This window comes from Micrococcus sp. 093350064-1 (genome assembly GCF_053627955.1).
Genome location: NZ_JBSEYU010000001.1, coordinates 256,292 through 280,734 on the forward strand (window position 1 = coordinate 256,292; position 24,443 = coordinate 280,734).

Here is a 24,443-nt window from a genome sequence, read left to right on the forward strand (position 1 = left end):
AAGGCAACACGCTGAAAATGCCGAATTCTGATTTCCAACGAGGGGTTCGCCGCGTGGCGGCATTCCTTCCACCGCAGGCCCGACGCACCGTGCGGCGCGGCGGTGGTGCGCTCCTACGAAGATTGCCGAAGCCCGTGGCGCAGGAGATCCGGGGAGTCTTCGGGGTGCGCTGGACCGTCAGCTCAAAACCGGACCAGCTGGCCGGCCGTGGCGCGCAGGACCGCGACTCAGGCCGTGTCGCACCGGGCCGAGCCGCCGCGACTCCGGCAGCGGACCCGGCGAGGAGTGCACGGCTGGAGCGGATGCTGGGGCGTCCTGACCTGGGACGCGACGTGGCCGGGAACCGGGCCGTCGTGGGTCTCCTGAGCGCCGACGCACGCCGCCTGCTGGAAGGGGCAGGGCATCGCGTCGTGCCGATGACGCCGGGGACCAGCGTGGCGGTGGCGGAGCGCACGGACGTGCTCGTGCTCGACCTGGAAGGGTTCACCGGCGTGTGGGATGGCGCGCTGAGCACTTCGGGCGTCGCGTTGCTGCTCGAGGTGCTCGCCGCTGTGCATGCAGCCCATCGCGCTGGGGCCACCTGCTGGCTTATCGACCGTGGCCCTCGCCGGTCAGAGATCGGGGCGCTCCTGCTACGTCGGCAGTCCACACTGATGCCCGTGCAGCCGGGCACTCCCCGGCCAGCCGGACATCACACCGAAGACGCGGGGGACGCCCCCACCGAGATCGCAGACCTACTGCGAGACATGGAGGAGACCAGCCGTGCATGACACGCCCACGAGCAACATCGCGGACGTCCGCATCCTCCTCTACGGCGACGTCAATCTCAATGTCATGGACGGGTCGGCGATCTGGTTACCGTCCCTCGCTGAGACCCTGTCCCTGACAGGCGCCCAAGTGCATGTGCAGCTCAAGGCCGTCGAGACCCGGGATCTCTTGAGCGGCCCCCTCCGCCGTCTGTCTGGCGTCACCGTCCACGACGCGCCGGTGGCTGAGGCAGAGGATGCCATGGAGAGAGGACAGGCGGCGGAAGCCTTGGAGGCGCTGGACGCGGCGTTGGACTTCGATGTTTTGCTTGTCCGTGGTAGTGAAATGTGCCTCGAAATCGTTGAGCGCGGCACCTTCGAAGGCCGGCTGTGGTCGTACGTCACCGAGTACGGGTATATCGGCGGAGGATTCCCTGATGATCTCATCCGTCGGCTCAATCGGGTGGCTGCGGGAAGTCGGCTCATGCTGGCCCAGACGGAGCACGCGCGGGCGGTCCTTGAGGCTCTCGTGCCCGCAGCTGCGGGTCGCACCGAGTTACTGTCCCCGATGATCCCCGACTCTGTCCGTCCCCACGGCAGTGACTCGCGGGAGCGCAGATCTTTGAGGCTTGTGTACACCGGGAAGTTTGCCCACGACTGGCGGACGGACCGCATGCCCGAAATCCTCACTGAGCTCCGCGACCGTGGAGTCGAGAGCTCGTTGACCATGGTGGGCGACAAAGTGCACCGGGAACCGCGCCACCCGGGGTGGGCATCGAGCATGCGTGCCGTGCTCGAGTCCGACGAGCCGGGATTCTCCTGGGTGGGAGCTCTGAGCCGCGAAGAGAGTATGGAGGTCATGGGGGACGCCGACGTATCCCTCGGGTGGCGCGCCTCCGATCTCGACCTGTCTCTCGAGATCTCGACGAAGGTGCTCGAGAGTTGTGCTCTCGGTGTGCCGCCCCTGGTTAACCGGACTACCATCCACGAAGACCTGCTTGGCGCGGACTATCCATTGTTCGTCGATGCGCTGGACGACACGCCGGCAGACATCGCGGATCGGCTTGTCGCCGCTGCACCGCGGCTCGACGCCCTGTCCGAGCACGTATTCCGGGCCGCCGCGCCGTATCGCATGTCCGCGCGCGCCGACGCATTGCGGGCCGTGATTGAACGCGTGGGCGCGTTGGAACGCCCTCGCGCTCTCGCCGCCCCTCGTGACCAGCGACGGCGGATTGTGCTTGCCGGTCATGACCTGAAATTCGCGGGTGAACTCGTGGACATGCTCCGCGCGGATCCGGACGTGGAGTTGCGCATTGATCACTGGACGTCGTTGCACGCTCACGACGAGGACGCGTCCGAAGCCCATCTTGAGTGGGCCGACGTCGTCATCTGTGAATGGGCTGGCCCCAACGCTGTCTGGTATTCCCACCGCAAACGGCCTGGCCAGCGGCTCGTGGTGCGGCTGCACATGTTCGAGCTGCGCGGCGCGTGGCTTCCGGACATCGACACAGCCACGGTCGACACTCTCGTCGTGGTCTCAGAGTTGAACCGTGGGCACGTCCTGGACGCGATGGACATCCGCCCGGACGCGGTACGCGTTGTCCCGAACGCCGTGTCCATTGCAGACCTGGAGCGCCCTGGGCGGGCGAACCGCCAATTCCGACTGGGGCTGGTAGGGATCGTGCCCATGCTCAAAAGACCGGACCGCGCGATCGACCTGCTCCGGCGCCTGCGCGCCGAGGACGGCCGCTTCACGCTCCATATCCGTGGCCGCATGCCGTGGGAGTACCCGCACATCTGGCGCAAGATGTACGAGCGTGAGGGATACGCGGGCCTCCTGGCCCGACTCGGAGCCTCGGATCTGCGTGATGCTGTCGCATTCGAACCGTTCGGTGCGGACATGGGGACCTGGTACACCAAGGTCGGCTGGATGCTGTCGCCGAGTGCGACGGAGAGTTTCCACCTGGCCCCGGTGGAAGGGATGGCCTCCGGGGCAGTTCCGATCGTGTGGGACCGGCCCGGCGCAAGGGGCGTGTTCGGCGAGGAGTTCGTGCTCGACGACACCGACGCCGCGGCGCGGCGGGTGCTGGAGGCGACGGCCGTCGACGCGCGGTGGGACGCGCTCTCGGCCCTGGCGCGGGACCGGGTGCGCTCGTACGATGAGCGCGTCGTGGCCGGCCTGTGGCGCGAGGCGCTGGGGCTGGACTGAAGCAGGCCGGGCGTCGGCGGTAGGGTGGGACGCGTCCGCCCCCCGCCCGCCGGTGCCTGGGGCCGCCGTCGTGAACCATTCCCCATCGAGGAGACCCCGTGAAGAAGATCGAGACCGTTGCCGTCATCGGCCTGGGCTACATCGGACTGCCCACCGCCGCCATCCTCGCCGAGAACGGCGTGAAGGTGCTCGGCGTGGACGTCTCGGACCGCACGGTGGACGCCGTGAACGCGGGCACGGTGCCCTTCGTGGAGCCGGACCTGGCCGGGTTCGTCGCGCGCGGCGTCGAGAAGGGCCTGCTCAGCGCCTCGAAGACGACCCCGGCCGCGGACGCTTACATCGTCGCCGTGCCCACCCCGTTCAAGGACGGACACTCCCCGGACCTGGGCTACATCGAGGCCGCCGCCCGCGGCCTGGCCCCGCAGCTGACCGGCGACGAGCTCGTCATCCTCGAGTCCACCTCGCCCCCCGGCGCCACCGAGCACATGGCCGAGGTGATCTTCGCCGAGCGTCCTGAGCTGCGCGAGTCCGAGCTGGACTTCGCCCACTGCCCCGAGCGGGTGCTCCCGGGCCGCGTGATGGTCGAGCTCGTGACCAACGACCGGATCGTCGGCGGCTCGACCCGGCGCGCGGCCGAGCGGGCCCGCGACCTCTACCGCACGTTCTGCGAGGGCGAGATCCTGCTGACGGACACCCGCACCGCGGAGATGGCCAAGCTCGTGGAGAACTCCTTCCGCGACGTCAACATCGCCTTCGCCAACGAGCTGTCCGTGATCTGCGCCGAGCAGGGCATCGACGTGTGGGAGCTCATCGAGCTCGCCAACCACCACCCCCGCGTGAACATCCTGCAGCCGGGCCCCGGCGTGGGCGGCCACTGCATCGCCGTGGACCCGTGGTTCATCGTGGACGCCGCCCCGCAGACCGCCCGGCTGATCCGCGCGGCCCGGGAGATCAACGACGGCAAGCCCCAGTGGGTCCTCGACCAGGTCAAGGCCGCGGCCTTCGACGTCCAGCAGGAGACCGGCCGCGCTCCGGTCGTCGCCGCCCTCGGCCTGGCCTTCAAGCCGAACATCGACGACCTGCGTGAATCCCCGGCCCTGAACATCGCGGCCGAGCTGGCGGGCCAGTTCTCCGGGTCCGACGTGCTCGTGGTCGAGCCGCACGTCACGGAGCTGCCGGCCGCGCTGCAGGGCAAGGACAACGTCCGCCTGGTCGCGGCCGACGAGGCCCTGGACGCCGCCGACATCGTGGTGCTGCTGGTGGACCACTCCGCCTTCGCCGACCTCGGCGACCGCGTGGCCGACAAGCGCGTGATCGACACGCGCGGCCAGTGGCGCACCGGCCCGTCCCTCTGACCAGACTCGGCCCGCGCCCCGCCCGCCCCGCCGACAGGAGCCCGCACCGATGACCGCACGCGAGCGCCCCGCGTCGTCCCGCCGCCCGCTGCTGCGGTCCCTGGCCCTGACCGCCCAGACCGTCCGCGAGCACGTGACGGACGACCCGGTGCTGCTGGCCCTGCAGGTCTCCCGTCGGCTGCCGCCCGCGGTGGCGGGCGGGGCGGCCGGCGTCCTCACCCGCCTGGGCCGGAACGGCGTCGTGCCCGCGCTCGGCCACGAGATGCGGGGCGAGCGCGCGGCGGCCCTGGCCGCCCTCGGCGTGGACGAGGCCGGCCGGCCCGTCCGCGCGTCCCGTCCGGGGGCGGGCGGCGGCCGCGGGCTGGTCCACCGGGCCGACGCGGCCCTCGGCATGGGCCGGCCCGACATCGCTGAGACGCTGCTCGGCAGCGTGCCGGAGGAGCATCGCGGCGCGGCGTGGACGGCCGCCGCCGCACGCCTGGCGGCGCACCGCGGCGACCTGGGCGGCGCGGCCGCGCTCGCCGCGCGGCATCCCCGCAACCGTCATCTCGCCCGCCGCATGGCGGGGGAGCGGGACGCGTTCCGCGGCGTCGCCCCGACCGTGCCGACCGAGCCCGGCTACCGCCCGGTCCCGGGGCGGGTGCTGCACGTGCTGACCAACTCCCTGCCCCACACCGGGTCGGGATACGCCCAGCGCAGCCACGCGATCCTCACCTCCCTGCGGAACGAGGGCTTCGAGGTCGCCGCCGTCACGCGGCCGGGCTACCCCGTGCAGATCGGCGTGCCCTGGGCGGCACAGCGGGATGTCGTGGACGGGATCGGCTACGCCCGGCTGCTGCCGGCGCGGCTCGCCCAGGGCCAGGCCGCCCGCATCCAGCAGCACGCCGAGCTGCTGGCCGCGCACGTGCGACGACACCGTCCCGCCCTGCTGCACACGACCACGCACTTCGTCAACGCGCTCGCGGTCGAGGCCGTGGCGCGGGCCTTCGGGATCCCGTGGGTCTACGAGGTCCGCGGGCAGCTCGCGGACACGTGGGCGGCGGTGCGCGGGCCCCAGGCCCTGGCCTCGGAACGGTACCGGCTCTTCCAGGAGCGGGAGGCCGAGGCCGCCCGCCGCGCCGACGGGGTCGTGACGCTCGGGGCGGGCATGCGCGACCGCCTGGTCGCGGCCGGGGTGGCCGAGGAAGCCGTCGTGCTCTGCCCCAACGCCGTGGGCCCGGCCTTCGTTGCCGAGCCGGCGGACCGGGACGAGGCACGCGCCCGGCTGGGCTGGGACCTGCCGACCGACGCCTTCGTGGTGGGCACCGTCTCGAGCCTCGTGGACTACGAGGGCCTGGACACCCTGCTGCGCGCCGCCGCACGGCTGGCCCCGCACCGTCCCGGGCTGCGCGTGCACATCGCCGGCGACGGCGTCGCCCGGCCCGGGCTGCAGGCCCTGGCCACGGAGCTCGGCATCGCTGAGCTATGCGCCTTCCCCGGGCGGGTCGACCGCGAGGATGCGCGCCTGCACCACGCCGCCCTGGACGTGTTCACGGTCCCGCGCCGGGACCTGCCCGTCACCCGCGCGGTGACGCCGATGAAGACCGTCGAGGCCTCGGCCACCGGCCGGCCCGTCGTCGCCTCGGACCTGCCGGCCCTGGCCGAGCTCGTCGAGGACGGGCGGACCGGTCTGCTCGTCCCCGCGGAGGATCCCGCCGCGCTGGCCACCGCCCTCGACCGGCTCGCGGAGGACCCGGCCGAGCGGGCGCGCCTCGGCGCGGCCGGCCGGGACTGGGCCCTGCAGACGCGCACCTGGGAGGCCAACGCGCGCCGCTATCGGTCGCTCTACGACCGGCTGGGCATCACGCCCCACTAAAGAGGCAGCGTAGTCAAGGACAGATCACCGCGTCCGTCAAACGTCTCGTCACAGGGGCGGTGTCGTAGTGGTGACCCACGTGAACCCGGGCCTGGGCCACGGCGGACCGCCAGGCCCGCGCGTCGGCCGTCGCCCGGCGAAGGGCCTCGGCCATGGTGGCCACGTCCGGGCTCAGCCACGCGGCGGGGTAGAGCAGGTCGGCGCCCGCCCACGCGAGCGCGGCCGGCAGACAGCCGTGCGCGGCGCCGTCGGGCAGCGTGAAGTGGAACGACTCGAAGTCCGAGACGGAGAGCGCGACGCCCACCCGGGCGTACCACGCGGGCATGTCCGGCCCGTGGGGGTCCCAGGTCACGGCTCCGGCGAGCACCGGGTCGGTCTCGATGCGGCGCAGCTGCGCCCGGTAGTAGGCCGCCGCGGCGGGGCGCTGCGCCATCCAGCCGACCTCCTCCGGGTGGTGGCCACGGATCCGGAGCGTGTAGCGGGGCTCGACCCGGCGGAGCGCCGCCAGCAGGTCGAGGGCGCGGTGCAGCCCCTTCCGCTCGGGCAGCACGCCGACCAGCCCGAGCACGAAGCGCCGGTCGTCGTCGCCGTCCGGGAGCGTGGGCGGCACGGCCACCGCGTTCGGCACCACCGAGGTCCGCGACGCCGGGAAACGGGTGTCCCGCAGCACCTGGGCGCGCACGTGCTCGGCCACGAACACCCACTCGTCCAGGGCGTCCTGCCGCACCCGGGACGGGAACGCCGTGCCCGCCTCCTGCAGGTGGAGCCTGCTGGTCAACCGCGTGGTGCGGTGCGGGGAGTCCAGGTGCCGGGAGTACCAGGCGAGATTGCCGAGGCTCCATTCGCAGTGCACCACGTCCGCCCACGCGGCCAGGGCGCGGCTGCGCTCGACGTCGTGGCGGGCGTGGCCGCGCCAGGCGTCCACGCGCACCTCGTGCCCGTCGGCGCGCAGCCGGTCCATCAGCGCGCCCGCGAACTTCAGGTCGTGGCCCGCGACGACGACGCGCCGCGGCTCTGCGGTCACCCGCACCCGGGGGGCCGGTGCGGCGGGTGGGCCGGCGGCCTCGGCGGGCGTGAGCGCGTCCAGTCGCGCCGCCCGGCCAGCGGCGGCCAGGCGCTCCCACGTCTCAGCTGCCCGGTCCGGTCCGATCACGGCGCGGCCCGCGCGTGCGGCCGCGCGGGCGAGCGGGGGGTCCAGCCGGGTTCCCTCCGGGGCGAGGACCGCGTCGACGAGCCCCAGTGCGGCCAGGACCCGCGCCCGGCCGGCCGCCGTCGCCGGGTCCGGGCACGCGACGACGAGCACCCCGGGGAGGCGGCCGCCGGCGGTGCGCAGGGCGGCGGTCAGGGCCCGGCGGGAGGCCGGGTCAGACATCAGCACCGTGTGCAGGCCGGGCGCGCCGGCGGGCATCTCCAGGTCCGCGCAGCGCCGGGCGGCCAGCTCGGCGGCCGCCTCGACGGACCAGCCGCGCGCGGCCGGCTCGTCCACCGGCAGGAGCAGGACGGCCGGCGCGGCGGCCGGCCGGGGCCCGAGGGGGGAGAACGCGTCGAGGGAGGGGACGCGCGCACCCGTCAGGGCGCGGCGCAGCACCGCCGCCGCCGGGAGCGGGAGCGCGGCCGACGCGTCCGGCACGTGCACGTCCGCCGCACGCCAGGTGCGCTCCGGGAGGGTGGCCAGGCCCCGGGCGCCGCGCGCCGCGCGGAGGGCCGAGGCGCCGGCGTCGCCGGCCGTGGCGGCCGCGCGCTCGCCCACGATGCGGGCCCGGCCCGCCCAGCGACGCAGCCGCGCCCCGGCCACGTTCACAGCGCGGTGATCCCGGTGGGCCGCTCGCCGCCGCTCCACGCGATGCGCTCCCGCACGAGCTCTGACTGCTTGCGCTCGAGGATTTCCTGGGCCTCCTCGGTCCGCCCCTGGGCCATGGCCCGGGCGTAGAGGTTGTAGCCGCGCGTCACGGCGCGAGGGCTGCCGTCCATCGTCAGGACGCCCCGCTCGATCCAGATCACGCGCTGGCACATCTCCTGGATGGTGCTGAGGGAGTGGCTGACCAGGAACACGCAGCCGGCCTGCTCGCGCAGCTCATCGAGCCGCTGGCGCGTGCGCTCCCGGAACTGGGCGTCGCCCGTGTTGAGCGCCTCGTCGATCACGAGGATGTCCGGGTCCACCGAGGTGGCGATCGCGAACTGCAGGCGCGCGGCCATGCCCGAGGAGTACGCCTTGAGCGGCAGCTGGAGCGCGTGGTCGTCGAGGCCGGACAGGGCGACGACGGCGTCCCGCTTGGCCTCCGCCTCCGCGCGGGACATCCCCATCGCCAGGCAGCCCAGACGGATGTTGTCCTCACCGGAGACCTGGCGCACGAGCGCGGCGTTGACGCCCAGCATCACGGGCGTGGAGGTCGCGTAGATGTGGCCGGTGGTCGGGCGCATCTGGCCGGTGATGAGCTTCATCAGGGTGGACTTGCCGGACCCGTTCGTGCCGATCACGCCCACGGACTCGCCGCGCCCCACCACGAACGACAGCGGCTGCAGCGCCTGGACCTCCGTGGTGCGCACGCCGCGGGCGGCGCGGACTCGACCCCGCAGGCCCCGGTGGGGCTGGACCGCTTCGGCCGAGAGGACGCGGTAGGTCATGGACGCCTCGTCGACGACGACGGAGGGGGTCAGCGGCTCCGCGCTCATCGTTCCTCCCCGTAGGTCTCCTCGGCGCGCCAGAACACCACGGTCCCCACCACGAGCAGGGCCGCCGTCCACGCCGCGAGGACGATCCACCGCATCGGGTCCGCGTCGGAGGCGTACAGCAGGGACTGTCGCGCGATGTCCAGGACGCAGAACAGCGGGTTCAGATGCATGGCGGTCATCATCGGCGGGAAGTCCGCGAAGCGGTCGGCGCTGAAGAACACGGCGGACACGTAGAGCCAGATCCGGGTGCCGAACGCGATGAGGTTGGACAGGTCGGACCAGCGGGCCACGTAGCGGGCCAGCAGGAGGGAGGCGCCGACGTTGAACAGCGTCTGCAGCGCCAACAGCGGGATCAGCAGCAGCCAGCGCCACGTGATCTGCTCCATCGGCGGGATGGCCAGGACCAGCACCAGCATCACCACCAGTGTCGGGCCGAAGAGCATCAGCTCTCGGATGTTCGTCGCGATCGGCAGGGTGGCCCGCGGGAAGCGGAAGGCGCGGACGATGGAGAGGTTGGTCGAGATCGAACGCGACCCCGCCGTGATCGCGCTCGAGGTGTAGCGGAACAGGAACACGCCGATGATCAGGTAGCCGAGGAAGTTCGGCACGCCACGGCCGGTGCCCAGCAGCAGCCCGAACACGAGGAAGTACGCCGCGCCGTCGAGGATCGGGTTGAGGACCATCCAGACGCGGCCGAGCGCGTTGACGGAGTTCGCCCCGGCGATCCGGGAGCGGGAGTCGAACAGGATGAACGAGCGGTACTCCCAGAGGGAGGCCAGGTAGCGCGCCAGGCCCGGGCGGGCGCCCACTCGGCGCAGGGTGGCTCCGTCCACGGTGAGGACCGCGGTGCCGCTCGGGGCGCGGGGATCGCCGGTGTCTGCCATGCCGTCGCGGCCTCTCTTCATGCAGGCGGGAAGGCGGGCCGGGGCGGCCCGCCGCGAGTCGCCACTCTAGCAACCGGCGGTGCCGCGGCGCCGTCAGTAGACTGGCGACAGCTCGCGCCCGCGTCGAGCCTGATCGGGCCGCGGCCGCGGTCGGTCGTCCAGTCAAGAGGAGCAACTGTGCCCAAGGTCATGCCCATCTACGGAACCCGCCCGGAGGCGATCAAGGTGGCCCCCATCGTCAAGGCGCTGCAGGCCGACGAGCGGTTCGAGTGCGTGGTGACCGTCACGGGGCAGCACCGCGAGATGCTGGACCAGGTCAACGAGCTGTTCGGCATCGTCCCGGACCACGACCTGAACATCATCCAGCCCCGGCAGACCCTCAACGGCGTGTTCGCCCGCACCCTGGACGGGCTCGACGCCGTCCTGGAGCAGGAGCGGCCGGACGCCGTCGTCGTCCAGGGCGACACCACGACCTCGACGGCGGGCGCCGTCGCCGCCTTCAACCGCGGCATCCCCGTGGTCCACGCCGAGGCAGGCCTGCGCAGCTTCGACATCCTCTCCCCGTTCCCGGAGGAGGCCAACCGCAAGATCACCAGCCAGATCTCGGCGCTGCACCTGCCCCCGACCACCGTGAGCCGGGACAACCTGCTGCGTGAGGCCGTGGCCGCGGAGGACGTCTACGTCACGGGCAACACCGTGATCGACGCACTGCTGGAGGCCGTCAGCCACCAGGTGCCGTTCGAGGACGAGCGTCTGGCCGAGCTGGAGGCGTCCGGCCGTCGCGTCGTCCTCGTGACCACCCACCGGCGCGAGAACCAGGGCGATGCGATGCGCGGCGTGGGCCGCGCCCTGGCCCGCCTGGCCGCGGACCACCCCGAGGTCACCTTCGTGCTGCCGGCGCACCGCAACCCGGTGGTGCGCGAGGCGATCCTGCCGGAGATCGAGGGCCGCGAGAACGTGCTCGTGACCGAGCCCCTCGCCTACGGCGAGTTCACCCACCTGCTGTCTGTGGCCACCGTCGTGCTGACGGACTCCGGCGGCGTCCAGGAGGAGGCCCCGTCGCTGGGCAAGCCCGTCCTCGTGATGCGCGAGAACACCGAGCGTCCCGAGGCCGTGACCGCCGGCACCGTGCGTCTGATCGGCACGGACGAGGAGGTCGTGGTCACCGAGGTCACCCGCCTGCTGACGGACGAGGCCGCGTACAGCGCGATGTCCCAGGCCGTGAACCCCTACGGCGACGGCCGCGCGGCCGAGCGCACGGTCTCAGCGATCGCCGAGCTGCTCGGCGTGGGCGAGCGGCTGCCGGCCTTCGACGGCGCCTGAGCCGCACCACACCCCCGGACGGGGACACCCACCCCGTCGACGTCACGAGGCCGCCGTCCCCGCGGGGACGGCGGCCTCGTGCCTGCCCCGACGTCACCCGTCCTCGCGCGGGGTCACCCGGGCGTCCTCCGGGCGGACCAGCGGCAGGGACCCGGTGCGGGGCCCACCGGGCACGATCGGCAGATTGGTCTCCGGAGCACGCCACCACGCGAGCGCGCCGAGCAGGATGACGCCGCCGGTGAGCGCGAACGCCCATCCGTAGCCGGCGGTGTCCACCACGAGCCCGGCCAGCAGCGGACCGGAGATGGCGCCCAGGTCGGCGGACATCTGGGCGGTGGACATCACAGCGCCGGCGCGCCGCCCCTGGCCGACGACGTCGCCGATGGCCGCCTGCTGCGGGGCGTTCAGGGTGCCCGTGCCCGCGCCGGCCAGCAGGCACGCGAGCAGGAAGAGCGCGGGCGAGCTCATCCAGCCGATCACCCCGGTGGTGACGGCCATGACGAGCAGGCCCGTCAGGATCAGCGGCCGGCGCCCGTGCACGTCGGACAGCCGCGAGCTGAACGTCACGGCCGTGACGTTGCCGAGCGCGAACACGGACAGGGCCAGGCCCGCCATGAGCGCGCCGTCCACCTCCCAGCCCAGCAGCGCCGTGCCGGCGAACGCGCTCGCCGCGAACAGGGGCATCACCGAGTTCCGCACCCCGAACGTCGCCCAGCCGTTGGCGAAGAAGGAGACCAGCGCGGCCCGGTAGGACGGGTTGGCCAGGGCCTCCCGGATCGGCATGGCGGGGCGGACGTCGCGGACGGCGCGGTCCGCGAGCCGGGTGTCCTTGAGCAGGAAGAACACGAGGGCCGCCGCCACCACCAGGGAGCTGCCGTAGATCAGGAACGGGGCCCGGTACCCGAACACGGCCAGGGCGGAGCCCACGATCGGCCCCACGATGTTGCCGATCAGAAAGGCGGACGCGTAGGCGCCCGAGATCCTGCCGCGCATCGTGGGCGGGGACTTCCGGGCCAGGAACGCCATCGCGGACACGGTGAACAGGGTGGAGCCGATGCCGCCGATCGCGCGGAAGAGGATCAGCTGCGGGAAGGTCTGCGCGAAGGCGATCAGGAACATGGACGCGGCCACGATCAGCACGCCCGTCATGTACACGGGCGTCTCGCCGAGCCGGTTCGTCAGCTTGCCGGAGACCGGGGCGAACAGGAGGCGGGTCAGCCCGAACGCGGACACGACGGCGGCCACCCCGACGGCGGACGCGTCGAACGTCGCCGCGTACTGCGGCAGCAGCGGGGCGATGATGCCGAAGCCGATCGCGATGATGAACGCGGCGGCGACGAGGACCTTGATCTCACGGGGCAGGGGGACCCGCGAGGAGCGGGCGGACGACAACGGCATGACCGCCATCTTCGCACGGCGCCGGGTGTGCGACCCGGGGCGACGTCCGCCACGCCTCGTGGGACACTGGTGAGATGGACCACCGGTCTTCCTCCGGCCGTCGCCGGATGTTCCGCGTCTGCGCCGGCCTGCTGGCCGCTGCCGTCGGGTTGGCGGGCTGTGCACCTCACCCTGCCGCGGCGCCCGGCGACGAGTCCGGGGATCCTCCCCAGACAGCTGGCCACCCCATGACCGCCGTCGAACGCGCAAGCCTCTCTCCGTGTCGAGGCTATGGGCAGCTCCAGAGATTCAACACCGTGGAGACCAACGCGCGGGACGTCTACGGGTGGCGCCAGTTCGATCCCGTCGCGGTGGGTGACGGATCGGGTGACATCGACTGGGATGTAGATCCTTACCAGGACGAAGGCTGGCGTCTGTGGCTGTCTTCCCTCAGGTGGATCGGGCCCAGCATCGAAGCCGGCCGGGAAGGCGACGAGGAGGCCCTCGGTGTCGCTGAGCGGGTCATACGCGATTGGCGGGCTGACCACGAGGGCGGATGGGGCGGCGACCATGATGATGCGGAGGCCAACCATCATCGCATGGGGGTCCTCCTCTGCTTCCGTGAAGTGGTCGCCGACCGCGCAGCACGTTCTGCTGAACTTGCCAAGGACGGCAGTCTGCCGGAGGAGTATGCCTGGCTGGATGATCTGATCGGCCAGCACGCAGCGCAGAACATGGCGCGCTACTCGAAGCGGCACAATCACGGGTCGATGGAGAATCTGGCTCTTCTGGGCGCCGGGTGCGTTCTGGGCCGACCGGACTGGATGGAGCACGCCATGGAGCGCGCCGAAGGAGATATCCCCTTCCAGGTGGACGACCAGGGCCTCAGCAACGAAGCGGCACCGCATTACGCGCAATTCAACTATGTGCTCTTCCAAGCCATCGATGAGACGGCAGCCCGATGCGGGGTCGAATCCGGCGCCTTCGAGGATGGGGTGGAAAAAATGGGTCAAGCCCTTCCTCATATGGTTGATTCGACGGGCTCATATTGGCAATACGGGGACAGTGCAGAGTTCCCTGTCAAGCCATTCGACGGCATGAGCGATGAGCTGCGCTACGCGGCCACCGACGGGGCGGAGGGCGTCGCGTCCGCCGACCGTGTCCGTGCTTTTGACTCCGGCCCCGTATTCGGCCGGTCATCCTGGGGAACTCCCGACGACGGCTTCGCGGACGCCGCCGCGTGGATGCTGCGCACGGGCACGGGGCGGGAGACGAAGTCCCACCGCGGTGATCTGATGCAGTTCCTGTACACGGCGCGCGGTCGCCAGATCGTCGAAGACGGGGGACATCCCGGCATCGTCGAGGACAGTTGGCGACCGTGGGGTCTGGGGCCGACTGCGCACAACGTGATCCACATTCCGACGCTCGACGAGTACCCGGGCGCGGGTCCCGCCGAGCGGGGTGATGTGTGGGTGTCGTCGGATGGCTCTGCCGACGGTGCGACGGCGCGCCAGAACCTGGACGTCGGCGGGGAGCGGGCCCGTTCTGTTCTCGTGCTCACCGACCCGGACGTCGCCGTCATCGTGGATCGCACTCGCATCCTCGACGGCCGGACGGACCATGTGGTCGAGACGCTCTGGAATCTTCCGGCGGAGTTCTCGGCAGAGAGGGTCTCCGAGGACACCGTCCGGGCGGTGGACGCAGGCTCCGGCGAATCGACGACCCTGGTGCAGGTGCGCCTGGACGGTGAGCCGGTGCCGCGTGGCGGTGTGCACCTGCGACGGGGCGAGACCGACGTCGAGGGCGGCCACGCCCACCACGGATGGCACTACCCCGCAGAGCAGGAACGGGAGGAGGCGACTCAGGTCGCGTTCCGTTCGACCGGAGCCGAGTCCGCGATCGTGAGTGTGCTCGTCCCGGCCGCCGCGGGCGACGCCGTGAAGGTGGACAGTGAGAGCGCCCCCGACGGCTCCGTCATCCTCACGGTCCGGAGCGAGGATGGGCACGCCCGAGTCGCGGTGCAGCAGGACGGCACCCTCTCCCGCCTGACGTGAACCGTGCGGCCCGGGGCGGGCGACGGCCCGTGTGACAGACTGGGCCCGTGGAAATCGTGCTCATAGTCTCAGTCGTGGCCGCCCTGCTGCTGGGCGGCGTGCTCGTCGGCCTGCTGGACCGGCGCCCCGCCCCGCCGAAGGGGTCGTACCAGGAAGTGCGGGACGCGGACGACCCGCGCCCGAGCCCGCGGCACGCGGCCCCGTCGGGCTCCACCGCCGTCCTGGAACGCCCCGAGGTCGACGAGGCGCCGCCCGTCGTCGCCGAGCCGGAGCCCACCGTCGTCGAGGAGGCGGAGACCGCCCCGGCGAAGCCCGAGTACGAGCGGCCCGAGGCCGCCGGCTCGCGCCTGGCCCGCCTGCGGGCCCGCCTGCTCAAGTCCAACAACGTCTTCGGCAAGGGCCTGCTGGCGCTGCTGTCCCAGGACCGCATCGACGACGACGTGTGGGACGAGATCGAGGAGACGCTGCTGATGGCGGACCTCGGCACCGAGCCCACCCTGGAGCTCGTCGACCGCCTCAAGGCCCGCGTCACGGTCGAGGGCACGCGTGACCCCGAGCAGGTGCGCACCCTGCTGCGCGAGGAGCTCGTGGCGATGGTGGACCCCTCGATGGACCGCCGTCTCGCCGCGACCCGCAAGGGCGACCGCCCCGCCGTGACCATGGTCGTGGGCGTCAACGGCGTCGGCAAGACCACCACCGTGGGCAAGCTCGCCCGCGTGCTCGTGGCGGAGGACCGCACCGTCGTGCTCGGCGCCGCGGACACCTTCCGCGCCGCCGCCGCCGAGCAGCTCGCCACGTGGGGTGCCCGCGTGGGCGTCGAGACCGTCCGCTCCGAGAAGGAGGGCGCCGACCCGGCGTCCGTCGCCTTCGAGGCCGTGGAGCGCGGCATCGCCGAGGGCGTCGACGTCGTGCTCGTGGACACCGCGGGCCGCCTGCAGAACAAGGCCAACCTCATGGACGAGCTCGGCAAGATCAAGCGCGTCATCGAGAAGCAGGCCGAGGTGGACGAGGTCCTGCTCGTCCTCGACGCCACCACCGGCCAGAACGGCCTGACCCAGGCGAAGGTGTTCGCCGAGGTCGTGGACGTCACCGGCATCGTGCTGACCAAGCTGGACGGCACCGCCAAGGGCGGCATCGTGATCGCCATCCAGCGCCAGCTCGGCGTGCCCGTCAAGCTGATCGGCCTCGGCGAGGGCCCCGATGACCTCGCGCCGTTCACCGCCGAGGGCTTCGTGGACGCGCTGCTGGCCGACTGACCCGCCGCGCCGCGCACCGGGCCCCTTCCGACGTCGTCGGGAGGGGCCCGCTGCGTCCCCGGTCACCCCCGGCGGCGCGGCGCGTCACATTGCGTCCGATTCCGTGCGCGCCACCGTGCCGCGCCTCACGCTCCGCTACGCTCCTTGAGCAACGGTCCGATCCTGGACCGGGCGACGACGCCGGACGAACGGCGTCGACGCGGCGGGCGTCCGGCTCAGACCGAGGAGACGCCCATGAACGAGATGACCCTGGACGCCGGAACCGTGTGGATGGTGGTGAGCGCAGGCCTCGTCCTCTTGATGACACCGGGGCTCGCCTTGTTCTACGGCGGGATGACCCGCTCGAAGTCCGCGCTGAACATGATGATGATGTCCTTCGTCTCGATGGGCCTGGTCGGCGTCGTGTGGATCCTCTGGGTCTCCGGCATGACCGGCGGCGAGGGCTGGCTCGGCCTCGTCGGCAGCCCGCTGGCCGACCCCGGCCTCACCACCGCGATGGAGGAGGGCGGTCTGATCGCCGCCGGCTTCGGCGCCACCTTCGCCATCATCACGGTGGCCCTCATCTCGGGCGCGGTCGCGGACCGCGCCCGCTTCCTCACCTGGTGCGTGTTCGTGCCGGTGTGGGTGACCCTGGTCTACGCGCCGCTGGCCTACATGGTGTGGGGCGGCGGCCTGCTCGCCGAGGAGGGCGCCATCGGCTCGCGCCTCGGCGAGGCCCTGGACTTCGCCGGCGGCCTCGTGGTGCACATCAGCGCCGGCGTGGCGGCGCTCGTCCTGGCCCTGATGATGGGCAAGCGCAAGGGCTTCGGCGTGGACCCCGGCCACAAGCCGCACAACGTGCCCTTCACCATGCTGGGCGCCGCCCTGCTGTGGTTCGGCTGGTTCGGCTTCAACGGCGGCGCCGCCGGCGACACGGGCCAGCTCGGCCTGATCTGGATCAACACCCTGGCCGCCGCCGCGGCCGGCATGCTCGGCTGGGTCGTGGTGGAGTGGGTGCGCCGCGGCCGCCCGACCTCGATCGGCACCGCCTCCGGCATCGTGGCCGGCCTCGTCGGCATCACTCCGGCGTGCGCCTTCGTCAGCCCGCTCGGCGCCCTGGTGATCGGCGTGGCCTCCGGCGCGGCCAGCGCCCTGGCCGTGAACCTCAAGTACCGCCTCGGCTTCGACGACTCCCTCGACGTGGTGGGCGTGCACCTGACCGCCGGCATCCTGGGCACCGTGCTCATCGGCTTCTTCGCCCTGCCCTCCGAGGGCCCCGCGGGCCTGTTCTACGGCGGGGACGGCCGTCTGCTGCTGGCCCAGACGGTGGCCGTCGTCGTGGCCGTGGTGTTCACCGCGGTGCTCACCTTCCTCATCGCGCTCGTGCTCAAGGCCACCCTGGGCCTGCGCGTGAGCGAGGAGGACGAGGAGCGCGGCGTGGACCTCACCCTGCACGACGAGTCGGCCTACCACTACGACGTCGGCTTCGGCGGGGTGCCCGTCCCCGCCGAGGCGCGGTGAGCCGCCGCGGACGGGTGAGGCCGGTCGGTTGCTAGGCTTGGCGGGCGCCGCGGTGGATGCCGCGGCGCCCGCGACCGACCGCGTCCGGCTCAGTCGACCCCGCTTCGAAGGATCACACCCGCCGTGTTCAACTCCCTGTCCGACCGCCTCACAGCCACCTTCCGCAGCCTCAAGGGCAAGGGGCGGCTGAGCGAGGCGGACATCGACGCCACCGCACGCGAGATCCGCCGCGCCCTCCTGGACGCCGACGTCGCCGTGCCCGTGGTCCGCCAGTTCATCGCGCAGATCAAGGAGCGCGCCCTCAGCGCCGAGGTGGCCCAGGCCCTGAACCCGGGCCAGCAGGTCGTGAAGATCGTCAACGAGGAGCTCGTGGGCATCCTCGGCGGTGAGACCCGGCGCATCCAGCACGCCAAGACGGGCACCACCGTCATCATGCTCGTGGGCCTGCAGGGCGCCGGCAAGACGACCCTCGCCGGCAAGCTCGCCCACCTGCTCAAGTCCCAGGGCCACACCCCGCTGCTCGTGGCCTGCGACCTCCAGCGCCCGAACGCCGTGAAGCAGCTGCAGGTCGGCGGCGAGCGCGCCGGCGTCCCGGTCTACGCGCCGCACCCCGGCGTCTCCTCCGAGTTCGAGGCCGCCTCCGGCGACCCGGTGCAGGTGGCCCGCGACGGCGTCGCCGAGGCCAACACGAAGTACCACGACGTGGTCATCATCGACACCGCGGGCCGCCTCGGCGTGGACGCCGAGCTCATGCAGCAGGCCGCAGACATCCGCGCCGCCGTGGACCCGGACGAGGTGCTCTTCGTCATCGACGCGATGATCGGCCAGGACGCCGTGGCCACGGCCCAGGCGTTCAACGAGGGCGTCGGCTTCACCGGCGTCGTGCTCACCAAGCTCGACGGCGACGCGCGCGGCGGCGCCGCGCTGTCCGTCCGCCACGTGACCGGCAAGCCGATCATGTTCGCCTCCACGGGCGAGGGCCTGAAGGACTTCGAGGTCTTCCACCCGGACCGCATGGCCTCGCGCATCCTCGACATGGGCGACGTGCTCTCCCTGATCGAGCAGGCCGAGCAGAACTGGGACCGCACCGAGGCCGAGAAGATGGCCCGCAAGTTCGCGGACCAGGAGGACTTCACCCTCGACGACTTCCTCGCCCAGATGCAGCAGCTCAAGAAGATGGGCTCGCTGAAGAAGATGCTCATGATGATGCCGGGCGCCCAGGGCATGCGGCAGCAGCTTGAGCAGTTCGACGAGTCGTCGATCGGCCGCGTCGAGGCGATCATCCACTCGATGACCCCGCACGAGCGCGTGGCCCCCAAGATCATCAACGGCTCGCGCCGTGCCCGCATCGCCCGCGGCTCGGGCGTGAGCGTGTCCGAGGTCAACGGCCTGCTCGAGCGCTTCGCCGAGGCGCAGAAGATGATGAAGCGCATGGCCGCCGGCGGTGGCATCCCGGGCATGCCCGGGATGCCGGGCGGCGCCTCCCGCAAGACGAAGGGCAAGGGCAAGAACGCGAAGCGCGATCGCGTGAAGTCCGGCAACCCGGCCAAGGCCGCGGCCGAGCGCAAGGCGATCGAGGAGCGGCGCGCCCGCGCCGCCCAGGCGCAGGCCGGGGCGGTGTTCGGCCGCGACGGCGCGGGCATGGAGGGCTTCGACCCGTCCACCCTCAACCTGCCGGCGGGCTTCGAGAAGTACCTCAAGGACCGCTGAGCCGCCCGCTGCTCGGTCGCGGCGCGCCGGGTGTGCACCGGCCCGCCCGATCTGGCAGAATGGCACGGTACTGAGCGTGAGCCCGGACGACCCTCTATCCTCCGCTGCGCTCCGTTCCGTGTGCCAGGTCGTCGACGCCCGCTGCCCCCACGCGGCGTCGTGCCCCGGCCCCCCAGATCCACTGAAGGAGAACCACACTCGTGGCTGTCAAGATTCGTCTGAAGCGGTTCGGCAAGATCCGCGCCCCGTTCTACCGCGTCGTCGTCATGGACTCGCGCACCCGCCGCGATGGCCGTGCCATCGAGGAGATCGGCAAGTACCACCCCACCGAGGAGCCCTCGTTCATCGAGATCGACTCGGAGCGCGCCCAGTACTGGCTCTCCGTCGGCGCCCAGCCGACCGAGCAGGTCGCCGCGCTGCTGAAGGTCACCGGTGACTGGCAGAAGTTCAAGGGCGAGTCGGGCGCCGAGGGCACCCTGAAGTCCAAGTCCGAGAAGGAGGCCTTCGTGGCCCCCGAGAAGGGCTCGGTCATCCTGCCGGAGGAGCCGAAGCAGGAGGAGGCCCCGGCCGAGTCCGAGCAGGCCGCCGAGGCTCCGGCCGAGGAGGCCGCTGAGGCGCCGGCCGAGGACGCCGAGAAGTCCGAGTGACCATGCTGACCGAGGCCCTCGAGCACCTGGTGCGCGGCATCGTGGACACGCCCGAGGCGGTCCGCGTGGACGCCCGCTCCCAGCGGCGCGGCGACATGCTGGAGGTCCGCGTGGCCCCCGAGGACCTGGGTCGCGTGATCGGCCGCCAGGGTCGCACCGCCACCGCGCTGCGCACCGTGCTGGACGGCCTGGCCGGCCACCCCGTCCGCGTGGACGTGGTGGAGACCGACCGCCGCTCCTGACGGCCCGTGACGCACGGCCCGCCCGCCCCTCACCGGGCCGGCGGGCCGTCGTCGTCTTCCGGCCCCGCCCCCTCCCGCCACCGACCGTCCCACCCAGGAGAGCCCATGAGTCCCGCAGCCCAGGACGACCTCGTCCGCGTCGCCCGCATCGGCAAGCCGCACGGCATCCGCGGCGAGGTGACCGTGCAGGTCTTCACCGACGACCCGGATGCCCGCTTCGCCCCCGGCGAGCGCCTCGTGGTGCGCGACGGCGCCCCGGGCCTGCCGGCGGAGCTCACCGTCACCCGCGCCCGGTGGAACAAGCAGATCCTTGTGGTCGGCTTCGCGGAGTCGCCGGACCGCAACGTCGCCGAGACCCTGCGCGGCGCCCAGCTGTTCGCCGTTCCCGCCGCGCCCGAGGAGTCCGACGAGTGGTACGAGGAGGACCTCGTGGACCTCGAGGTGCGGGTCGACGGCGAGCGCGTCGGCGTCGTCACGGCCCTGACCACCGGGGCGGTCCAGGATCTGCTGCACGTCGCGTTGGACGGCGTCGAGGAGGAGGCCCTGGTGCCCTTCGTCGAGGAGATCGTCCCGGAGATCGACCCCGAGGCCGGCGTGCTCGTGCTGACCCCGCCGCCGGGGCTGCTCGAGCTCGCCACCGGCGAGGACGAGGGCGCCGCAGACGGGCCCACCGATGCGGATGCGGAGGACTGAGCGGTGCGCTTCGACGTCGTCACGATCTTCCCCGAGTACCTCGCGGTGCTCGACGTCTCGCTGCTGGGCCGTGCCCGCCGCGAGGGCCTCGTGGACGTGCACGTCCACGACCTGCGCGACTTCACCTTCGACCGGCACCGCACCGTGGACGACACGCCCTACGGCGGCGGCGCCGGCATGGTGATGAAACCGGAGCCGTGGGCGCTCGCGCTCGAGCACGTGGCGGCCCAAGGGCCCGTGTCACCGGCCCCCGCCGAGTCGTCGTCGGCGGAGCCGGGGGACCGCCCCGTGCTGCTCGTGCCGACGCCCTCGGGGGAGCGCTTCACCCAGCGGTTCGCCCGGGAACTGGCGGGCCGGGAGCACGTGGCGATCGCGTGCGGCCGCTACGAGGGGATCGACGAGCGCGTCTTCGGCTGGGCCGAGGAGCTCTTCGAGGTGCGGCTGGTCTCGCTGGGCGACTACGTGCTCAACGGCGGCGAGGTCGCGGCGCTGGCGATGATCGAGGCCGTCGGCCGCCTCGTGCCGGGCGTCGTGGGCAACCCGGCCTCGCTCGTCGAGGAGTCCCACGAGGACGGCCTGCTGGAGTACCCGGTCTACACCAAGCCCGCGGACTGGCGGGGCCGTGCGGTGCCGCCCGTGCTGCTCTCGGGCGACCACGGCAAGGTCGCGGCCTGGCGTCGGGCCCAGCAGGAGGAGCGCACGCGCGAGCGGCGACCGGACCTGTGGGCGGCGTACGACTCCGAGGACTGACCCGCCGCGCCCGACGCGCCGGCCGGGCGGTGCGCCCTCGTCGGCTGTGGCATAATGGATCCTCGTGTCCGCCGGACGCCCGACCTGCCACAGGGGGCGCGCGTCAACGGATCGGACCCCGGGACCGCACCCCTCGTGCGGGGCCCGGCCCTCGGCTCGGGACCCGGCCCCCTCGTCATGCGGACGTGGACGGACCGTGCGCCCGCCTACCACGCGGTTGACCTGTGGCATCCGCCAGGAGAGACGACATGCACATTCTCGACTCGTTCGACAAGAAGACGCTGCGCGACGACATCCCGGAGTTCGCCCCCGGCGACACCGTCAAGGTGCACGTGAACATCATCGAGGGCAAGACCGCCCGCGTCCAGGTGTTCCAGGGCTACGTCATGGGCCGTCAGGGCTACGGCGTGCGCGAGACCTTCCGCGTCCGCAAGGTGTCCTTCGGCATCGGCGTGGAGCGCGTGTTCCCGGTGCACTCCCCGGTCATCGACAAGATCGAGGTCGTCACCAAGGGCGACGTGCGCCGCGCGAAGCTGTACTACATGCGCGACCGCCACGGCAAGGCCGCCCGCATCCGCGAGAAGCGCGCCGACGCCAAGTGATCATCCCGGTCGGCCCCGCCGACCGGTGATCGACCCATGCGCACCTCGGAGCCCCGTGACCCCCGCCGGTCACGGGGCTCCGTCGCGTCCGGGGCCGGCTCCTCCTCGGGCCCGACGGCGGCCCCCGCCTCCGGCACGAGCCGCTGGTGGGCGTGGCTCGGCCTGACCGTGGTGGCCGCCGTCGTGGTGGCCGCCGTGCTGCGGGCCCTCACCGGCCCCGTCTACCTCATCCCCTCCGGGTCGATGGAGCCGACCCTGCAGCCCGGCGACCGCGTGCGGGTGGACGCCGCCGCGGCGGGCGGGCAGGGCCTGCACCACGGCGACGTGGTGGTGTTCGACGGCGCCGGCAGCCTGGCGCCGTACCGTTCGGCCGGATCGCTCGAGCGCGGCCTCGAGGACGTCGCCCGGTGGTGGGGTGTCGGCGCGGCCGAGGACGTGTTCGTCAAGCGTGTGCTGGCCCTGCCGGGGGACCGCCTCGAGTGCTGTGCCCCGGACGGCCGGCTGCTGCGCAACGGCGAGCCGCTGGACGAGCCGTATCTCGGCAGGCCCGTGACCGCGGACGAGCCGGCCGCGGCGGGGACCTGGTCCTTCGAGGTGCCCGACGGGCGCATGGTGGTCCTGGGCGACCACCGCGCCGCCTCCCGGGACTCCCGCGCACTGCTGGGCGCCCCCGGCGGCGGGCTGATCCCGCTCGAGCGGGTCGAGGGCCGGGCTGCGGAGATCGTGTGGCCCCTGGCCCGCCGCGGGACCGTGGACGCCCCCTCCGGGGACACGCCGTGACGGGGCGCCGCACCGCGCTGATCGCGGCCGCCGTGACCGTACTCGCCTGCGTGCTGGCGTGGGCCTTCCTGGCGCGCATGTACGCCATCCCGTCCTCGTCCATGGAGCCCGGGCTGCGGGCCGGCGACCGCGTGGTCGCCACGCTGCTCACCCCGGATCCGTTCCCGGTGCGCCGCGGTGACGTGGTGGTGTTCGAAGACACGAAGGGCTGGCTGCCCGGGGGCGGCCACGTGATCAAGCGGGCCGTCGGGCTGCCGGGGGACATCGTCTCCTGGACGCCCGGCGAGGAGACGCTGCGCGTGAACGGGGTGCCCGTGGAGGAGCCGTACCTCGCGCCGGGGGAGACGCCCGCGCAGGAAGCGTTCGAGGTGACCGTCCCCGCGGGGCGGCTGTGGGTGCTCGGCGACCATCGCTCGGCGTCGGCGGACTCCCGCGCGCACCGCGCCGGGCCCGGGGGCGGGTTCGTGGCCCTCGACGACGTGGTGGGCCGCGCCCGGTTCGTGGTCTGGCCGCTGGACCGGATCGGCGGCGCCGGTGCCGACCCCGACGCGTTCGCCGCCGTGCCGGACGCGCCCGCGCTGGAGGAGCGCACGTGACCCCCCGCGGGAGCGGTGGCCGGCCGACGGTGCGCGCGGGCCTGGACGTCGAGGCGGGGCTGGCCGGGCCGGTCCTCGCCGCGCGGGGAGTGGACCGGGTGCTCGTGGCGGGCATGGACGAGGTGGGCCGGGGCGCACTGGCCGGGCCCGTCGTCGTCGGGGTGTGCGCCGCGTGGCTGCCCGCCGCGGGGCAGATCCCTCCGGTGCGCGACTCGAAGGCGCTCACGGACCGACGCCGGCGCGCCCTGGTCCCGCAGATCGAGGACTGGGCGGCCGGGGTGGCGCTGGGGGAGGCCAGCCCCGCGGAGATCGACGCGCTCGGGATCTCGGCGGCCCTCGGCCTCGCCGGGCGCCGGGCCTGGGCGGCACTGTGCGCCGCGGTGGGGCAGGAGCCGGTCGCCCTCGTGCTCGACGGCCGGGACGACTGGCTGAGTCGCTCCGATCCCGACGCCGGCCCCGCGCCCGCGCCGCGCCCGCTGCCGCCCGTGCCCACGATGCTGGTGCGGGCCGAGGATCGGTGCGCGACGGTGGCGGCCGCGTCGATCGCCGCGAAGGTGGCCCGCGACGACGTCATGATCGCCCTCGACGCGGAGCACCCCGGGTACGGGTGGGCCGGGAACAAGGGGTACGGCTCGGCCGCGCACCGGGCCGCCCTGGCCGAGCGCGGGGCGAGCCGGCAACACCGGCGCAGCTGGAACCTCGGGCTGCCGGGCGCGCCCGCGCAGGCGCCGCCCACCCTGTTCGACTGAGCCCCTGGGGTCGGGCGCGGCCGCCCGTTCGACGTGCGACCCCCGGACGGGGGAGGATGGAGACCGTGCGTGCCCGGACTGTCGCGGGTGCGCGGCGAACACTGAGGAGGCATGTCATGAGCGCAGACGACGTCGAGGACTTCGAGGCCGAGGCCGAGCTGCTGCTCTACCGCGAGTACCGGGACGTGGTGGGCCTGTTCCGCTACGTCGTGGAGACCGAGCGGCGCTTCTACCTCGCCAACGACGTGCGGCTGACGCCCCGCCAGGCGGACGGGGACGTGTTCTTCGAGATCCTGCTCGAGGACGCCTGGGTGTGGGACGTGTACCGCACGCAGCGGTTCATCAAGCGCGTGAAGGTGCTGACCTTCAAGGACGTGAACATCGAGGAGCTGCCCACCGAGGACCTGACGGTCCCGCCGGACGGCCAGCTGCCGAGCTGACC

22 protein-coding genes are annotated in these 24,443 nt (G+C 72.8%); 18 read left to right on the top strand and 4 right to left on the bottom strand.

Going from position 1 to position 24,443, the window contains the following annotated elements; genetic code table 11:
• Positions 1–134 precede the first annotated feature (134 nt).
• From ACUW6W_RS01180 to ACUW6W_RS01195, 4 genes are all read left to right on the top strand, one after another.
• Entirely contained in the window at positions 135–770 is a 636-nt protein-coding gene (locus tag ACUW6W_RS01180) for a hypothetical protein (RefSeq protein ID WP_144081946.1), read from the top strand.
• Positions 763–2,955: a glycosyltransferase gene (locus ACUW6W_RS01185; protein ID WP_073115611.1), complete on the top strand. Its 2,193-nt coding sequence runs from the start codon at positions 763–765 to the stop codon at positions 2,953–2,955. Before ACUW6W_RS01180 ends, ACUW6W_RS01185 begins: the two co-directional genes overlap by 8 nt.
• Positions 2,956–3,053: 98 nt before the next feature.
• Positions 3,054–4,310: a UDP-N-acetyl-D-mannosamine dehydrogenase gene (gene wecC / locus ACUW6W_RS01190; protein WP_073115608.1), complete on the top strand. Its 1,257-nt coding sequence runs from the start codon at positions 3,054–3,056 to the stop codon at positions 4,308–4,310.
• A 49-nt stretch (positions 4,311–4,359) separates the two neighbouring features.
• A complete protein-coding gene (locus ACUW6W_RS01195) occupies positions 4,360–6,165 on the top strand; it encodes a glycosyltransferase family 4 protein (protein WP_158183685.1) in 1,806 nt (601 codons plus the stop codon).
• A 13-nt stretch (positions 6,166–6,178) separates the two neighbouring features.
• Here ACUW6W_RS01195 and ACUW6W_RS01200 read toward each other — a convergent pair whose 3' ends face one another.
• Genes ACUW6W_RS01200 through ACUW6W_RS01210 form a run of 3 tightly spaced genes read right to left on the bottom strand, consistent with a single transcriptional unit; the run spans position 6,179 to position 9,722 of the window.
• Positions 6,179–8,005 carry a glycosyltransferase family protein gene (locus ACUW6W_RS01200; RefSeq protein WP_372970636.1) on the bottom strand — a complete coding sequence of 609 codons (1,827 nt, stop codon included), beginning with the start codon at positions 8,003–8,005 and terminating at the stop codon, positions 6,179–6,181.
• The gene (locus ACUW6W_RS01205) at positions 7,963–8,838 is read right to left on the bottom strand and encodes an ABC transporter ATP-binding protein (RefSeq protein ID WP_073115600.1); all 876 of its coding nucleotides are present in this window, start codon (positions 8,836–8,838) and stop codon (positions 7,963–7,965) included. Before ACUW6W_RS01205 ends, ACUW6W_RS01200 begins: the two co-directional genes overlap by 43 nt.
• Entirely contained in the window at positions 8,835–9,722 is an 888-nt protein-coding gene (locus tag ACUW6W_RS01210; protein WP_123243957.1) for an ABC transporter permease, read from the bottom strand. Before ACUW6W_RS01210 ends, ACUW6W_RS01205 begins: the two co-directional genes overlap by 4 nt.
• 177 nt (positions 9,723–9,899) lie before the next feature.
• Here ACUW6W_RS01210 and wecB point away from each other — a divergent pair, with 177 nt between their 5' ends.
• Positions 9,900–11,045 carry a non-hydrolyzing UDP-N-acetylglucosamine 2-epimerase gene (wecB, locus tag ACUW6W_RS01215; RefSeq protein WP_100057394.1) on the top strand — a complete coding sequence of 382 codons (1,146 nt, stop codon included), beginning with the start codon at positions 9,900–9,902 and terminating at the stop codon, positions 11,043–11,045.
• A gap of 93 nt (positions 11,046–11,138) precedes the next feature.
• On the opposite strand, the gene ACUW6W_RS01220 is transcribed toward wecB, so the two are convergent.
• Positions 11,139–12,443 (bottom strand): MFS transporter, encoded by a 1,305-nt coding sequence (locus ACUW6W_RS01220; RefSeq protein WP_206481482.1) that lies wholly within the window; start codon positions 12,441–12,443, stop codon positions 11,139–11,141.
• Positions 12,444–12,739: 296 nt separating this feature from the next.
• Here ACUW6W_RS01220 and ACUW6W_RS01225 point away from each other — a divergent pair, with 296 nt between their 5' ends.
• The 13 genes from ACUW6W_RS01225 (at position 12,740) to ACUW6W_RS01285 (ending at position 24,441) form a co-directional block, all read left to right on the top strand.
• Positions 12,740–14,476 carry an alginate lyase family protein gene (locus ACUW6W_RS01225; protein ID WP_185194693.1) on the top strand — a complete coding sequence of 579 codons (1,737 nt, stop codon included), beginning with the start codon at positions 12,740–12,742 and terminating at the stop codon, positions 14,474–14,476.
• A 47-nt stretch (positions 14,477–14,523) separates the two neighbouring features.
• A complete protein-coding gene (gene ftsY / locus ACUW6W_RS01230) occupies positions 14,524–15,732 on the top strand; it encodes a signal recognition particle-docking protein FtsY (RefSeq protein WP_181816366.1) in 1,209 nt (402 codons plus the stop codon).
• Between the two features lie 234 nt (positions 15,733–15,966).
• Positions 15,967–17,232, top strand: coding sequence for an ammonium transporter (locus ACUW6W_RS01235; protein ID WP_044659143.1), 1,266 nt, complete (start codon positions 15,967–15,969; stop codon positions 17,230–17,232).
• A gap of 123 nt (positions 17,233–17,355) precedes the next feature.
• Entirely contained in the window at positions 17,356–18,942 is a 1,587-nt protein-coding gene (gene ffh, locus ACUW6W_RS01240) for a signal recognition particle protein (RefSeq protein ID WP_060973685.1), read from the top strand.
• Positions 18,943–19,142: 200 nt separating this feature from the next.
• Positions 19,143–19,589, top strand: coding sequence for a 30S ribosomal protein S16 (gene rpsP / locus ACUW6W_RS01245; protein WP_020628324.1), 447 nt, complete (start codon positions 19,143–19,145; stop codon positions 19,587–19,589).
• A 2-nt stretch (positions 19,590–19,591) separates the two neighbouring features.
• Entirely contained in the window at positions 19,592–19,831 is a 240-nt protein-coding gene (locus tag ACUW6W_RS01250; protein ID WP_029248213.1) for an RNA-binding protein, read from the top strand.
• Positions 19,832–19,936: 105 nt separating this feature from the next.
• Complete coding sequence (gene rimM / locus ACUW6W_RS01255) at positions 19,937–20,524, top strand: ribosome maturation factor RimM (RefSeq protein WP_134416671.1); 588 nt, start codon at positions 19,937–19,939, stop codon at positions 20,522–20,524.
• 3 nt (positions 20,525–20,527) lie between these two features.
• Positions 20,528–21,274 carry a tRNA (guanosine(37)-N1)-methyltransferase TrmD gene (trmD, locus tag ACUW6W_RS01260; RefSeq protein WP_020625067.1) on the top strand — a complete coding sequence of 249 codons (747 nt, stop codon included), beginning with the start codon at positions 20,528–20,530 and terminating at the stop codon, positions 21,272–21,274.
• Positions 21,275–21,522: 248 nt separating this feature from the next.
• Positions 21,523–21,876, top strand: coding sequence for a 50S ribosomal protein L19 (gene rplS / locus ACUW6W_RS01265; protein ID WP_002853821.1), 354 nt, complete (start codon positions 21,523–21,525; stop codon positions 21,874–21,876).
• Positions 21,877–21,912: 36 nt separating this feature from the next.
• Positions 21,913–22,656, top strand: a complete 744-nt coding sequence (lepB, locus tag ACUW6W_RS01270; protein ID WP_400394667.1) for a signal peptidase I — start codon at positions 21,913–21,915, stop codon at positions 22,654–22,656.
• Positions 22,653–23,252 (top strand): signal peptidase I, encoded by a 600-nt coding sequence (lepB, locus tag ACUW6W_RS01275; RefSeq protein WP_095695602.1) that lies wholly within the window; start codon positions 22,653–22,655, stop codon positions 23,250–23,252. The genes lepB (ACUW6W_RS01270) and lepB (ACUW6W_RS01275) overlap by 4 nt, the downstream gene beginning before the upstream one ends.
• A complete protein-coding gene (locus ACUW6W_RS01280) occupies positions 23,249–24,001 on the top strand; it encodes a ribonuclease HII (RefSeq protein WP_454179650.1) in 753 nt (250 codons plus the stop codon). Before lepB (ACUW6W_RS01275) ends, ACUW6W_RS01280 begins: the two co-directional genes overlap by 4 nt.
• 116 nt (positions 24,002–24,117) lie before the next feature.
• Positions 24,118–24,441 (top strand): DUF2469 domain-containing protein, encoded by a 324-nt coding sequence (locus ACUW6W_RS01285; RefSeq protein WP_002853817.1) that lies wholly within the window; start codon positions 24,118–24,120, stop codon positions 24,439–24,441.
• Positions 24,442–24,443 lie beyond the last annotated feature (2 nt).

What these genes read in the sequence shown, in the direction of transcription:
- ACUW6W_RS01285 (WP_002853817.1), top strand. Translation starts at nt 24,118, where the DNA reads ATGAGCGCAGACGACGTCGAGGACTTCGAGGCCGAGGCCGAGCTGCTG.
- rplS (WP_002853821.1), top strand. Translation starts at nt 21,523, where the DNA reads ATGCACATTCTCGACTCGTTCGACAAGAAGACGCTGCGCGACGACATC.
- rimM (WP_134416671.1), top strand. Translation starts at nt 19,937, where the DNA reads ATGAGTCCCGCAGCCCAGGACGACCTCGTCCGCGTCGCCCGCATCGGC.
- ACUW6W_RS01250 (WP_029248213.1), top strand. Translation starts at nt 19,592, where the DNA reads ATGCTGACCGAGGCCCTCGAGCACCTGGTGCGCGGCATCGTGGACACG.
- ACUW6W_RS01210 (WP_123243957.1), bottom strand. Translation starts at nt 9,722, where the DNA reads ATGGCAGACACCGGCGATCCCCGCGCCCCGAGCGGCACCGCGGTCCTC.
- ACUW6W_RS01195 (WP_158183685.1), top strand. Translation starts at nt 4,360, where the DNA reads ATGACCGCACGCGAGCGCCCCGCGTCGTCCCGCCGCCCGCTGCTGCGG.
- ACUW6W_RS01220 (WP_206481482.1), bottom strand. Translation starts at nt 12,443, where the DNA reads ATGCCGTTGTCGTCCGCCCGCTCCTCGCGGGTCCCCCTGCCCCGTGAG.
- ACUW6W_RS01235 (WP_044659143.1), top strand. Translation starts at nt 15,967, where the DNA reads ATGAACGAGATGACCCTGGACGCCGGAACCGTGTGGATGGTGGTGAGC.
- lepB (WP_400394667.1), top strand. Translation starts at nt 21,913, where the DNA reads ATGCGCACCTCGGAGCCCCGTGACCCCCGCCGGTCACGGGGCTCCGTC.
- ACUW6W_RS01205 (WP_073115600.1), bottom strand. Translation starts at nt 8,838, where the DNA reads ATGAGCGCGGAGCCGCTGACCCCCTCCGTCGTCGTCGACGAGGCGTCC.